General features: G+C 34.5%; 13 protein-coding genes. 9 read left to right on the forward strand and 4 right to left on the reverse strand.

Annotation, left to right across the window (positions count from 1 at the left end):
- The first annotated feature begins 56 nt into the window (after positions 1-56).
- The 5 genes from AC0IXC_RS00850 to AC0IXC_RS00870 all read left to right on the forward strand — a co-directional run bounded on the left by AC0IXC_RS00850 (position 57) and on the right by AC0IXC_RS00870 (position 4,844).
- Positions 57-782 carry an ABC transporter ATP-binding protein gene (locus tag AC0IXC_RS00850; protein WP_002033261.1) on the forward strand — a complete coding sequence of 242 codons (726 nt, stop codon included), beginning with the start codon at positions 57-59 and terminating at the stop codon, positions 780-782.
- Positions 775-2,439: a putative ABC transporter permease subunit gene (locus AC0IXC_RS00855; RefSeq protein WP_113710213.1), complete on the forward strand. Its 1,665-nt coding sequence runs from the start codon at positions 775-777 to the stop codon at positions 2,437-2,439. Before AC0IXC_RS00850 ends, AC0IXC_RS00855 begins: the two co-directional genes overlap by 8 nt.
- A 56-nt stretch (positions 2,440-2,495) precedes the next feature.
- Complete coding sequence (locus AC0IXC_RS00860) at positions 2,496-3,254, forward strand: SDR family oxidoreductase (protein WP_002013978.1); 759 nt, start codon at positions 2,496-2,498, stop codon at positions 3,252-3,254.
- A gap of 336 nt (positions 3,255-3,590) precedes the next feature.
- Positions 3,591-4,316, forward strand: a complete 726-nt coding sequence (locus tag AC0IXC_RS00865) for a hypothetical protein (RefSeq protein ID WP_471652457.1) — start codon at positions 3,591-3,593, stop codon at positions 4,314-4,316.
- A 375-nt stretch (positions 4,317-4,691) separates the two neighbouring features.
- Entirely contained in the window at positions 4,692-4,844 is a 153-nt protein-coding gene (locus tag AC0IXC_RS00870; RefSeq protein ID WP_002128281.1) for a hypothetical protein, read from the forward strand.
- A gap of 371 nt (positions 4,845-5,215) precedes the next feature.
- On the opposite strand, the gene AC0IXC_RS00875 is transcribed toward AC0IXC_RS00870, so the two are convergent.
- A complete protein-coding gene (locus AC0IXC_RS00875) occupies positions 5,216-5,590 on the reverse strand; it encodes a winged helix-turn-helix transcriptional regulator (RefSeq protein WP_471652458.1) in 375 nt (124 codons plus the stop codon).
- Positions 5,591-5,717: 127 nt separating this feature from the next.
- Here AC0IXC_RS00875 and AC0IXC_RS00880 point away from each other — a divergent pair, with 127 nt between their 5' ends.
- On the forward strand, positions 5,718-6,398 hold the full coding sequence (locus AC0IXC_RS00880) for an NAD(P)H-dependent oxidoreductase (protein ID WP_471652459.1): 681 nt from the start codon (positions 5,718-5,720) through the stop codon (positions 6,396-6,398).
- Positions 6,399-6,482: 84 nt separating this feature from the next.
- Here AC0IXC_RS00880 and AC0IXC_RS00885 read toward each other — a convergent pair whose 3' ends face one another.
- Positions 6,483-8,156 (reverse strand): alkaline phosphatase, encoded by a 1,674-nt coding sequence (locus tag AC0IXC_RS00885; protein ID WP_471652460.1) that lies wholly within the window; start codon positions 8,154-8,156, stop codon positions 6,483-6,485.
- A gap of 253 nt (positions 8,157-8,409) precedes the next feature.
- Between AC0IXC_RS00885 and AC0IXC_RS00890 the strand changes: the two genes are divergently transcribed.
- Positions 8,410-9,462, forward strand: a complete 1,053-nt coding sequence (locus AC0IXC_RS00890; protein ID WP_471652461.1) for a pyruvate kinase — start codon at positions 8,410-8,412, stop codon at positions 9,460-9,462.
- A gap of 363 nt (positions 9,463-9,825) precedes the next feature.
- The gene (locus AC0IXC_RS00895; protein WP_003190466.1) at positions 9,826-10,107 is read left to right on the forward strand and encodes a DUF1292 domain-containing protein; all 282 of its coding nucleotides are present in this window, start codon (positions 9,826-9,828) and stop codon (positions 10,105-10,107) included.
- Between the two features lie 96 nt (positions 10,108-10,203).
- Here AC0IXC_RS00895 and AC0IXC_RS00900 read toward each other — a convergent pair whose 3' ends face one another.
- Positions 10,204-10,515, reverse strand: coding sequence for a hypothetical protein (locus AC0IXC_RS00900; RefSeq protein ID WP_098636535.1), 312 nt, complete (start codon positions 10,513-10,515; stop codon positions 10,204-10,206).
- Between the two features lie 169 nt (positions 10,516-10,684).
- The gene (locus AC0IXC_RS00905) at positions 10,685-11,965 is read right to left on the reverse strand and encodes a histidine--tRNA ligase (protein WP_471652462.1); all 1,281 of its coding nucleotides are present in this window, start codon (positions 11,963-11,965) and stop codon (positions 10,685-10,687) included.
- A gap of 342 nt (positions 11,966-12,307) precedes the next feature.
- Here AC0IXC_RS00905 and ybaK point away from each other — a divergent pair, with 342 nt between their 5' ends.
- On the forward strand, positions 12,308-12,784 hold the full coding sequence (gene ybaK / locus AC0IXC_RS00910) for a Cys-tRNA(Pro) deacylase (RefSeq protein ID WP_016127310.1): 477 nt from the start codon (positions 12,308-12,310) through the stop codon (positions 12,782-12,784).
- The last annotated feature ends 429 nt before the right edge of the window (positions 12,785-13,213 follow it).

The raw sequence follows: 13,213 nt of genomic DNA on the forward strand, positions 1-13,213 counted from the left end.
AAGTATGCTATAATGTTAATATAGTTAATTGGTAATTAAGGAAAGGATTGGATGTAATGATCGAAATTTTGAATGTGTCAAAAAGTTATAATGGATCTACCTATGCAGTAAAAGATTTAAGTTTATCTGTACCGAGCGGAGAAATCTTTGGGTTTTTAGGACCGAATGGTGCGGGTAAATCAACGACAATTAAGATGATTACTGGTATTCATGGGGTAGACAAAGGAACCATTACAATCAACGGTAAAGATATTATGAAAAATCCGATGGAAGCGAAGAAAACATTTGGCTATGTTCCAGATAGCCCGGATATGTTTTTACGATTAAAAGGGATTGAATATTTAAACTTTATGGCTGATATGTATGAAGTACCGAAGGAAGTAAGACAAGAACGAATAGAGTCATTAGCGAAGAAGTTTGATCTGTACAATGCTTTATCTGATCAAATTCAAAGTTATTCACACGGTATGAGACAAAAGATTGTTATTATCGGTGTGCTCGTACATGAACCAGATGTGTGGATTTTAGATGAACCGTTAACAGGTCTTGATCCGAAATCTGCATATATTTTAAAAGAAATGATGAGAGAACATGCTGATAAAGGGAAGATTGTATTTTTCTCGACACACGTATTAGAAGTAGCTGAAAAAATATGTGACCGCGTCGCGATTATTAATAAGGGAAATCTTCAGTTTAAAGGGAATTTAAATGAAATGAGAGATCATTTTGAATCCAATGAATCACTTGAAAAAATGTTCTTGGAGATGACGGGCAATGAGTAAAATTTGGACGTTGACGAAAGTATTATTGAAATTAAATTATGCAGATTTCATAACAGATAAAAAGAAAAGATGGGCGTATTTATTTTCATTTGCAGCCATTTTATTTGTAGGTTTTTTAATATTCGGTTCGATGACCCATGGAATATATGAAGGAATGATACACCTCGGACAGGATCCAGGGATTGTTATTGCGATGGGATTAGCAGTTGCTAGTATATGGGTATTTTTGATGAGTATTATGAACATTTTAACAGTGTTTTACTATAGTAATGATGTTGAAATGTTGCTACCGTTACCGTTAAAACCAGCGCAAATTATTTCGGCAAAGTTCTTTACAGTGTTAATTACACAATACGTAATGAGCTCGTTTATTTTATTGCCTATCTTTATTACTTACGGTTTAAAGAGTGGTGCTTTCATTACATATTACATTTATATGATTGTCATTTACTTATTCTTCCCGATCATTCCGCTAGTTTTAGCTTCGTTAATTATGACAATTATTATGAGGTATACGAATATAGCGAAAAATAAAGATCGAGGAAGTATATTTATTGGAATCGTAAGTATACTATTTATCGTCGGAATCAATGTATTTATGCAATGGAGAAATAAAAGTGCAGTATCTGGAACTGGAGATTCAGTTGCGAATTATCTTACAAATAATCAATCCTCCCTTTTCATACAAATGACAAATTATTTTCCAACTACATATTTTGGTGCAATGGGATTAGTAGAAAATGCATCGTGGAAGGGAATATTATACGTACTAATATACATTCTTATTTCTATCGCATTTTTCGGTTTGTTTTATTACATTGCAGAGCGTACATATTTAAAAGGGGTTATTGGACTTTCAACGAGTACAGCAAAGAAAGAGGTAATTTCAGCAGAAGGTTTACAGAAATCAACAGTACAAAGTTCTCATTTAAAAGCATATGTGAAAAAAGAATTTAAAACGTTATTCCGTACACCACAATTTTTCTTAAATTGTATTGTGCAAACTTTCGTTATGCCAATTATGCTGTTCTTTGTTTTGTTTGTACAAGATGGAAATTTAAAATGGATTACAGGGTATATTGATAATCCAGAATCAGCAGGTTTCGCAATTGGTGTTGGCCTTTGTGCATCCTTATTTTTAATGGGGAGTAACGTTATTGCAACAACGTCATTCTCACGAGATGGAAGCTCTTGGTTTGTGAATCGTTACTTACCAGTAAAGGCTTCGGATATCTTTTTTGCGAAAGCGATAACGGCCTGGTTAATTAATGTAGTCATTTTAGGAGTATTCGGTATTACAATGGCATTTGTAGCAGGTATTTCGCCAGTCTTCATGATACTTTGGTTCTTACTAAGTGCGAACGGTTTATTGTTAATTAATTTAATCGGTACACGCTGGGATGCACAAACTGCAGATATTCATTGGGATACAGAACAGAAATTATTTAAAAGTCGATATACAACTTTGTGGAATTTTTTAGCTAATATTTTAATAGCTTTAGTTATTGTAGCGGGTGTAAGTGTATTATACTTCTTCCTTCAAGTAGGACTTTGGATTATGTTTATCGTTTTATTTGTAATGTTTACGATTGTAAATTATATCTTTATTAAAATTTTAAAATTAGGCGCTGAGCGTATATTGTCAAATATTAATTAAAAAGGTAGATCCTCTGTATTCGTGCAGGGGATTTATCCATAGATGGAGGAGAAAAGGTGAAGAAAATAGCAATTGTAACAGGGGCAACTCGTCTGAATGGAATTGGTGCAGCTGTATGCAAGGTGCTTGCTCAAAATGGGATAGACATTTTTTTCACGTACTGGCCTCGGTATGATAAAGCGATGCCATGGGGAATGAATGATCAAGAGCCCTTTTTGTTGAAAAAGGAAATTGAAAGTTACGGCGTTCGATGTGAAATGGCAGAAATCAACTTATCGCAGTCTTATTCGCCTAATCGTGTATTGTATATGGTATCAGAACGTTTAGGGGATCCATCTATTCTTATTAATAATGCGGCGTATTCTACTCCTACGAAAATTGAAGAGTTAGATGTAGAACAGCTAGATAAACATTATACGGTTAATGTTCGTGCTCCTATGCTATTAAGTTCATTATTTATTAAACATTTTTCACTTAAAACGAGTGGAAGCATTATAAATCTTACTTCTGGGCAGTCATTAGGCCCGATGCCAGATGAACTAGCATACGTAGCAACGAAAGGAGCAATAGAAGCATTTACTAAGTCAGTTGCACCAGTAGCTATGGAGAAGGGGATTACAGTCAATGCTGTTGATCCAGGACCGACGAATACAGGATGGATTACAGAGGAATTACAGCATCATTTAGTATGGAAATTCCCGCAAGGAAGAGTTGGAGAACCGGTGGATGCGGCACGCTTAATTGCTTTTTTAGTAAGTGAAGAAGCGAAGTGGGTTACTGGGCAAGTCATTCATTCGAACGGTGGTTATTCATAAAAATATTATGTTAACAATTGTTGAGAAATAAAAAAATTAGTAATTATTTTGTTTTTTGTATAAATAAAATGTCAAGAAAGATAAAAAATTGATAGGGGAGTATGTTGTCATTTGTAGATTGTAAATCTTCATGTGACAACATACTCTTTTTCTTTTGCTACAGAGGAGGAAAATGTAGTAGAAAAAACTCGAATATTAAAATGAATTTATCGTTTTTTGTACGTATTATTATGAAGATTACTGTCGGAAAGATGGTGATTCGTATGAAAAGGGATTTTTTAAGGGGAAATAGAATCGTAAAGAGAAGGATAAAATTGTAAACATAGGGGGATTTTTATGAAAATGAAAAAGGTCGCTATCGCATCAGTAGCAATTGGTACAATGCTTACAATGGCAGCTTGTAGTACCTCCACAGATAAAGATGCAGCAAAGAAGGATCAGGTAACTGCACAAAATGAAGAGCAATCGAAAACGACAAGTGCAGATGAAGCGTCAAAAACAACGAAAGATACTGAAAAAGACACAAATACTTCTTCGAATGAAAAAACAGATAAGGATGCAAAAAATACAAAGGAATCATCAGGAACAGAAAGTAACGACAAAACAACAAAAGAAAAAGAAACGACAGGAAAAACGAATGATCAAACTACTAGCGGAAAAACAACAGATCAAAGTACAAGTACAAACAACAACGGAAAAACAACAGATCAAAGTACAAGTACAAACAATAACGGAAAAACAACGAAAGATCCGAAGAAAAGCGTCGCTGTGAAAACAAATGTAAAAGAAGTCGTTACATTAATTGAAAGCTTGGACAAGCAATTAGCTGCAAATCCTAAATTAGAATCAGTTAATAAACTCGGAAAACAAATTAATGAGAAGTGGGATGTCATTGAAAAAGAGTTAGAAGCATCACATCCGACTGAATATAAAACAATTGGCCAAAGTATGTATCCGTTAATTGTAGGAGCGGAGAAAGAAAAGATCGATATTAATAAAATGAAGTCATTAACGACGAAAACGAAAAAAGATTTAAATCAATTATTAACGAAGCTTTCATAGTTTCAAAAGCCTACTCGTGTGAGTAGGCCTTTTTAGTTTGTTGTACATTCTCGTTGGGTGTTAAGAAATAAAGACTTCATTTAAAAGGAACATCACAATGATAAAAAAGAGTGATAACTATTAAAGATATTTTTTGATAGGAAGTCATATAAAACGCTCCCTTGTATTTATATTTGCAATTTAGTAGTTTTTAAAGTTCATTATTTTCTACAAAAATTTCATTTTGTAGAAAAGGAGAATGAATTGAGATGTACGATAAAGAGGAAGTTTATGATGAAGAAATTGCACCAGTATCGCAGAAAATCCTAGAAATATGTAAACGAGAAGAACTTCCAATGGTCGCACAATTTTATTTAGCGGAAGAGTCTCCATACAGTGGCTGTTCAACCATTATATTGTTCGTCAGCAATTGTTCAGGGAGAACATAATGAAGAAGAAGGCATTCAGCAGTTACAATCAATTGCTCAAATTATGAAATACGGAACAAATGGACCACCAGTAGTAATGACGGCAATGATTCGAAAATAAAAAAGCAGCTAACAAAAGCTAGCTGCCCGACTCTCCAAGGGGGAACAAGGAGAAAATATAATGTCATGTATAGTATTGACGGAATATTGAATTTTATTCAAGGAGGGCTTATTTTTAAATGTAATTTAGGGTTGGTTCCAGAAAAGTGACATACCACAAAAATATAAAATTATTAAAAGGACAATTACTATGAAAGCAATTAAAGAAACTTTCTTCCATAAATTTTTCATCAGTAGACCTCCTTTATGAAGAATATTAACACTTTTCCAGAATCTGACCAAAATAATCCTTTTACTCAAAAAAGATTGCCAGTATCCTAAGAGGCAATCTTTTTTGAGTTGTTTGTAATGGCTAATTACAGGTTTTAAATACTATTTAGTGTTATTTCTACTTTCCAAAACCTGCTCCATATTATTAGTCGCCCATTCCATCATTAAAAGGATAATTGGACGTAGCGACTCGCCTAGTTCGGTTAGCGAATATTCTACTTTAGGAGGTACTTCACGATATACCTCCCGATGTACGATGCCATCTGCTTCAAGTTCTCTAAGTTGAAGTGTTAACATTCTTTGGGTGATATTAGGTTTTAATCTTTTTAATTCATTAAATCGTTTCTTACCATCTAATAAATGATAAAGAATAACACCTTTCCATTTCCCGCCAATAACCTCGACGATAGCTTCTACTGGACAAGAATATTTATTTAAAAATGGATAATTTACATTATATTCTTTTGAACTAATCATAAAAAGACTCTCCCTTAACAATAGTATCTTTTTTGATACTATAGCACATAAATGTGCGTACTTGTATCATTGTTACTTTAAAAATATAATTTGGTTAAATAATAATTTAATGAAAAGGGGATCTTTTATGACTAACACAAAACAAAATACAAAACAAAAAATTATTGAGGCTTTTAACTTTAGACATGCATGTAAAGAATTTGATCCTATGAAGAAAATTTCAGAAGATGATTTTAAATTTATTTTAGAAACAGGAAGATTATCTCCTTCTTCTTTTGGATATGAGCCTTGGAAATTTATTGTGGTACAAAATAAAGAATTAAGAGAAAAACTATTACCATATTCATGGGGAGCAGGTGGGCAGCTTTCAACAGCAAGTCATTTTGTCATTGTTCTTTCAAGAACCATCAAAGATATGAACTATGATGCAGAGTATATTCAGCACATGATGAAAGATATTATTGGATTGCCTGAAGAAGCCCAACAAATGAGATATGAATTCTTCAAAAAATTCCAAGAATCGGATTTTAAATTGTTAGACTCCGAACGTGCTGTATTTGATTGGTCATCGAAGCAATCTTATATTGCTTTAGCTAATATGATGACTAGTGCAGCTCAAATCGGTATTGATTCTTGTCCAATGGAAGGATTCGATAAAGAAAAAGTAGATTCTTTACTTCGTCAAGAAGGAATTTTAAAAGATGATAATCTTGAGGTATCAGTTATGGTTGCATTTGGATACCGTAAAGGAGAACCAAAATTTAATAAAACAAGACAAACTATGGATACTATTGTTGAATGGATTTAATAAGATAAATTTGTATCCATATAACGAAAAAAACGCTACCCTTTCTATAGAAAGGATAGCGTTTTTTTATGTCTGTTTTTAAATTTAGCGAGAATGCTTTGTGAATAGTTGAATTGCTTTTTCAGGGACATAGAATTTCCCGTTGCTTTCTACAACAACACTTCCTAATTCATAATCTTTTTCACCGATACAGATAATATTTTTATTAACAAACAATTTGGCCGCCGTATTATTGCGTTTTACTACAAGCACCGGGTTTCGTACATCTTTTTTGTCAATCGTTACAGTTGCACCAATTTGTTTAAAGGATGTTTCAGCATCTAAGAATAATTTCTTAGATAATTCTCCTAATTGAAAGCCCATTGCTTTGGCCATTATTTTCGCAATGTCTGTATTTTGGACTAAACCGTATGGCTTTTGAGGACCGTAAGAGTATAAGAATACATCTTCACCCGTATGACCACCAGTTGTAAAACCGATGTTCGCACGGTTGGCCAATAATTTAGTAAGGATTGGACCTACATCAGCTTTCTTTTGTGCAGCTTTTAACTGTTCTTTTTCATTAGCAGTTAGGTCGTCTAAACCGTAAAGTGCAGCGATCTCTTTTATATTAGATAAATCATCTTTTAGTTTATTTGTAGCACCCTCAAGTGTCATTTTCGCCTTTTTCAGTGGGGCAATGTAAGCTGATACTGGTGTGGTATCATATCCTTTTGTGGTATTGCTGTTGCCAATGGAAATACCGCTATTACCATGATCCGCTAATGCAATGACCATAGTGTTACCGTCTTTCTTCGCAAATTCTAATGCTTCTGTAACTGCATCATCAAATGCCAATACATCGCTAATCATCCCGATTGGGTCATTTGCATGTGCTGCCCAATCTGCCTTACTACCTTCTACAAATAAGAAGAAACCATCTTTATCTTTTGATAATGTTTGAATTGCTTTTCTCGTCATCTGGGAAAGAGTTGGCTGCTTAGGATTGGTTATTATACGATCCATATCGAACGCAAGGGCAGTATTAGAGAAAGAACCCCAGATTTTCTTTGATTTGGAGTTTAATAACGCATCTTTTGTTTCGACAAAGTCATACCCTTTGTCTTGAATCACTTTTACTAAATCTTCGTTGTCTTTACGAATTCCGTTGCTTGTCGTAGGCTGAAGTGCTGCTTTTCCACCACCTAATACAACTTCTATATTTTGATAAACTTGCTGTTCACCAAGTACTTCGAAATCTTTACGGTTAACGTGGTGGGCAGAGAAACTAGCAGGAGTAGCATGTTGAATTTCTGATGTAGCAATGATTCCTGTCGCGCGGCCGGAACGTTTTGCGCCTTCTAAGACGTTGGCAACTGGACGAAACTTGCATTCTTCTTTCACTGGTTCTAAGCCAGGTGAATTCACAACAGAAGGTAATACGCCCACGTAGCCTGAATTTGATTTATTTCCTGTCGCTAAAGCTGTGGCTGCTGGTGCAGAGTCCGTAATAGCTGATTCTGCGGAATACGTACGAACACCTCCGGATACAATTTGATCTAGTGCAAGAGGTGAACCTTTATACCAGCGGGCTAATGTTGTAGCAGAAGAACTTGTCCCATCTATAACCATGAAAATCACATTTTTAGGTTGCTTTCCTGCTTTTTTCACCTCAGCTTTTACCTCGTTATCGTTCATTATGATTCCTGTTGATAATGTAAATAGTGCTACCGTTCCCGCTAATGTTAGTCCCATTATTTTTTTTCGAAGAGTAGTCATTGTGGTTCCTCCATAGGTCGTTTTCGATATCCAAATCTAACGTTCGTATGTAAACAAGATTTATTATTAGTAGTACCCCATTGCAACGAAACTAACAATAACTATGGAGTCGAAAAGTTAAATTTAAGCTACTTCTTCAGCAAAATATTCTCCTCATATAAAACTTCTTTGCACCCTTAGTTACATGGTCTTTCCTATAAAAAGAATCTTCTCTTTATTTTATGGGAAACATTTAAAAAAGGATGGTGGGGACATGACAATTGATCGAGTTTGTACAATTGGGCCAGCGAGTAATAATGAAGAAACGTTAGCGCAGTTAATAAACAATGGTATGAAAATTGTTCGGTTAAATTTATCACATGGTACGCATGAAAGTCATAAAGACATCATTCGTTTAGTAAAATCGTTAGACGATTCTATTAAAATTCTAGGGGATGTACAAGGTCCTAAAATAAGATTGGGTGAAATGAAAGAGGAACAAATTACACTTGAAGCAGGGGAGTTATTTACTTTACATACCAATCCAGTTCAAGGGAATAAAGAAGAAGCAAGTGTTGATTATGTAGGGATCGCGAATGACGTGAAAGTTGGAAGTAGAATTCTTATTAATGATGGAGAAGTTGAGTTAATCGTTGAAAAGATAAGTTCGGAAAAAATAGAAACAAGAATAAAAACAGGTGGAAATATTTCCTCTCATAAAGGGGTGAACTTACCAGGTACAATTGTTAGTTTGCCAGCTATTACGGAGAAAGATAAAAAAGATATTCAATTTCTTCTAGAAGAGGAAGTTGATTTTATTGCGTGTTCTTTCGTTCGAAAACCTAGTCATATAAAGGAAATACGAAGTTTTATACATGAACATAAAGAAACATCTCCTAATGTAATTGCAAAAATAGAAACGATGGAAGCAATCGAGAATTTTCAAGACATATGCAAAGAAGCGGATGGCATTATGATCGCAAGGGGAGATTTAGGTGTGGAATTGCCGTATCAATTTATTCCACTGTTACAAAAAATGATGATTCGTGAGTGCAATCGAACGAATACATATGTCATTACAGCGACACAAATGCTTCAATCTATGGTAGATCATTCTATTCCTACAAGAGCTGAGGTGACAGATGTATTTCAAGCTGTACTGGACGGGACGAATGCTGTTATGCTTTCTGCTGAAAGTGCGTCAGGAGATCATCCAATCGAAAGTGTGAAAACGTTACGTCTCGTTTCGGAATTCGCTGAGCATGTAAAAAAAGACGGTCCTTTTGCGATGAAAGATGTATTGGAATTGCTGCATAAGTCTCTTTAGTTTATATAGAAGGATTTATCTCTCATCCTAAAAACGTACGGAAACGAATTAGGGTATGAGGTGCCATTTTAGTATTTACTTACAGATTGAAAGGTGGCATTCCAGCTGCCTATATGAAAGAATCATTATGGAACATGGAGGTCTTTCGGAAATCTAAAGAAGGATTTTAAATTAATTAATCCAATTATCTCATTTAAAATATGTTCATTCCTATTCATAAATGATATCCTTATAGTTGAATACTTTTGCTGAATCAGCAAGAATTTGTTGTTCTTTCTGTATGAATTCAACTTTTTTATGGAAAGATATGTTAGTAAGTGTGCAATTTGAACGTTTTATTTTTTAGAGTATGATAGGAGGAGAATGAATATGGAAGCAATTGAAGTAGGCGAAATTTTTAGTCTTACCGATGAGAATAATGAAGAACAGGAAGTTGAAGTGCTTGGAGCGATGGATGTCGAAGGTGCAGAATACATTGCTGTTGCCTTTGTAGAAGACATTCAAACAGAAACTGAGGAAGACATTGATATCTTCTTTTTAAAAATAGAAGAAGATAATGAATTCTCATACATAGAGAATGACGAGGAATTTGAAAAAGTATCTGCGGCGTTCGAGAAGATTATGGACGAGCAAGAACAAGAATAATAATAGTTAGACAAAAGAGGGAGATGCATATCTGCCCTCTTTTTTGTATAGGGTTGAAAAATATTTCCCTAATGTCTGTTTACAGTCCACAATCCACTATGAATCATAAACTTCGTTTGTGTTCGTGGAAGCCGCATCTAATAGAAGGAAAATCGACGCTATAATATGTATAGCGATTTGTATATAGGGAAAGAAAGCAACTAGAATAGCCAAGATTCCTATATAATTAGCATAGGCTTTCATGCCTTCCTTTTTAGCTAATACACTAGTGATGATATGTAGTAAAGTAATTACTATAAGTAACGGTATCCCATATAAGTTAACTAGCCCTTGAAATAAATAACAAGGAATTAATAAAAGATGGGAGATACCTGTAGTCCACTTCAATGTTTTTACAACTGCCCTCAAAGTTAATTCCTCCTAAATAATATGTTTGTATGAATATATTACTAAATATAGTGGGTGAATGGATATTTTTTTGTGATTTACATTTAGAGGACACGGTAATTGTATTATGTAAACTTAATGGTTCTTTATTTATGCACTAGAAAAACCACCCAAATGAGGGTGGTTCGTATTATAAATAATTACGTAAAGAAGAAAGGGGAATCTTCACTTCAGTACCTTCCTTCATATTACGCAATACAACTGTTTCTGTAGATAGTTCCTCTTCACCAATTATTAGCACATACGGGATATTTTCTTTATTTGCATAATTAAGGGCACGTTTCAATTTACGTCCAGCTAGTTCAAGTTCGACTTTTAAAGAAGTAGTAGAGCGCAATTGCTGGGCAATTTGTAAACATTGTAATTCTGTCCCGAGTGGGATGATAAATAAATCCGCTGTAGATGATATGGTTTCTTTCTGTGATAGTGCTGTATAAATAACGTCTAAACCGAATGAAATACCGACTGTTGGATAGTTCATATTATCACCACGGAATGCTCCGATAATATTATCGTATCGACCACCGCTACCGATGCTAGATGTAATCGTGCCATCTTTTAGAAAGATTTCATACACAGTGCCTGTATACATTGTGAGTCCTCTTGCTAAAAACGGATTGAATATCGTATTTTCATTTATTCCGAGAGCGAGTAAGTATTGCTGTAGTTTTTGTAGTTCCTCTACTCCATCGTCAACAAGTGTATTATTGAAAGTGTCTTTAAAGTCGGCAATAGTGAGCTTTAGGCAAGATAAAACAGTATTACATATTGTATCGGCCATTTCTACAGTAATCCCGCGCTCCAATACATCTTTTCGTACACCATCAATCCCAATCTTTTCGATTTTATCCAATGATAAAATTACGTCACTCGTTAGTTCAGTAGGGATGTTAATAGACTGGAGAATACCGTTTAACAATTTTCGGTTATTATATTGGATCGTTACTTCTAAGTTTAACGTTCGGAACAGCTCAAACGCCATGCTCATGAGTTCAGCTTCCGCCATGACTGATTCTACACCTACTATATCAACGTCACATTGAATGAACTCACGGAATCTTCCTTGTTTAATTGGCCCATCTCGAAATACTTTCCCAATTTCATAGCGTTTAAAGGGTAGGCGGATGTTCGGATTCATCGCCACGACTTTTGCGAATGGAATTGTTAAATCATAACGTAAGGCAAGAGCGCGTTTTCCTTGATCCTTCAGTGTATATATTTCTTTTAAAATTTCATCGCCACCACCGTACTTGTAAGACATAAGCTCATACATATTTAACGTTGGTGTCTCTAACGGTTTACAGCCATAACGTTCAAACGTATCTTCACAAGCTCTTTTAATTTTATTTCGTAGTACTTGTTCCTCTGGTAAATAGTCTTTTGTCCCTTTTACATTTTTCATTTCCACCATAATCACTCCTCTTTTAAATTAAAAAAAGCTATGCGGGTATAAAAATACCCACATAGCTTTATGAACGCTTCGTGGGTCAACAGGAAAAGCCCTGTACCCACGAAGAAAAATTTTTCTTCGGATACACGGCGTTACGTATGATGATGAAGTTGGAAAGACGTATTAAAAGTTCGCATTAAAAATCTCTCCTTAATATAAGTTTTTCCAAATTATATCAGATGAATTTGGAAATATCAATATTTTCAGTTTTGAAGAATACGTGAAGTTATGTAGGAGAAATTGAAAAGAGTGTATAATAAAAGAAAACTTAATAATATGAAATAACTTTTTAAGGAGAACACTATGAAAAAAGATAAAACAAATGCGATGCGAATATTAGATAAAGAAAAAATTGAATATTCGATGATGTCATATGATCCGGACGATGGGAAAATTGATGGCGTATCAGTTGCTGGGAAAATTGGTAGAGAAGTGAGAGAGGTATATAAAACGCTTGTCGCTCAAGGGAATAGTAAGGATTATCATGTGTTCATTATCCCAGTAGATGAGGAACTAAATTTAAAAGCAGCCGCAAAAGCAGTAAGTGAAAAGAAAATTGAAATGATTCCTGTAAAAGATATTACGAAAGTGTCAGGGTATATTCGCGGCGGTTGTTCACCAGTAGGAATGAAGAAGTTATTTTCTACATGTATTGATGCGAGTGCTCAATCGCTTGAAACGATCATTGTAAGTGGCGGGAAAATTGGAGTACAAATTGAGCTTAAAGTTGATGACTTGGCGAAAGTGACGAGAGCGCAGTTTGGTGAAATAACGAAATAAGTATACATAGGAAAAGAAGTTCTAATTTTATTAAATTTAGATAAAGATTTATAGGATAATTAGTCCATTATGAGGGCGGATTATCCTTTTTTATTTACATAATGAATGAATGAAATAAAAAGAGATTGAATTTTTAGTTTAATCAGTATAATATGGATGTGTAATTTTAATCATTTGTTTGGCTTTAGGAGGAGTACAATGCCTCGTTTCAAGGACTTTAAATAAACAAGCAGAGTTACTTTTAAAGATAGACAAAGGACGGGAAAGTGTTTTAATGAGGATTCAAGAAATACCCATAAGAAAGCACATATTGGGGGATGCCAGTATTTTGGAAAACCCCCACGCTAAGAGCATGCAAGATTTTATACAGTTTTTTGGCTAATCCAGTAACAATCAAGAACCCTAAAACCGTGCCAGGATAGGAATGTA

This window comes from Bacillus sp. AC266 (assembly GCF_979253805.1).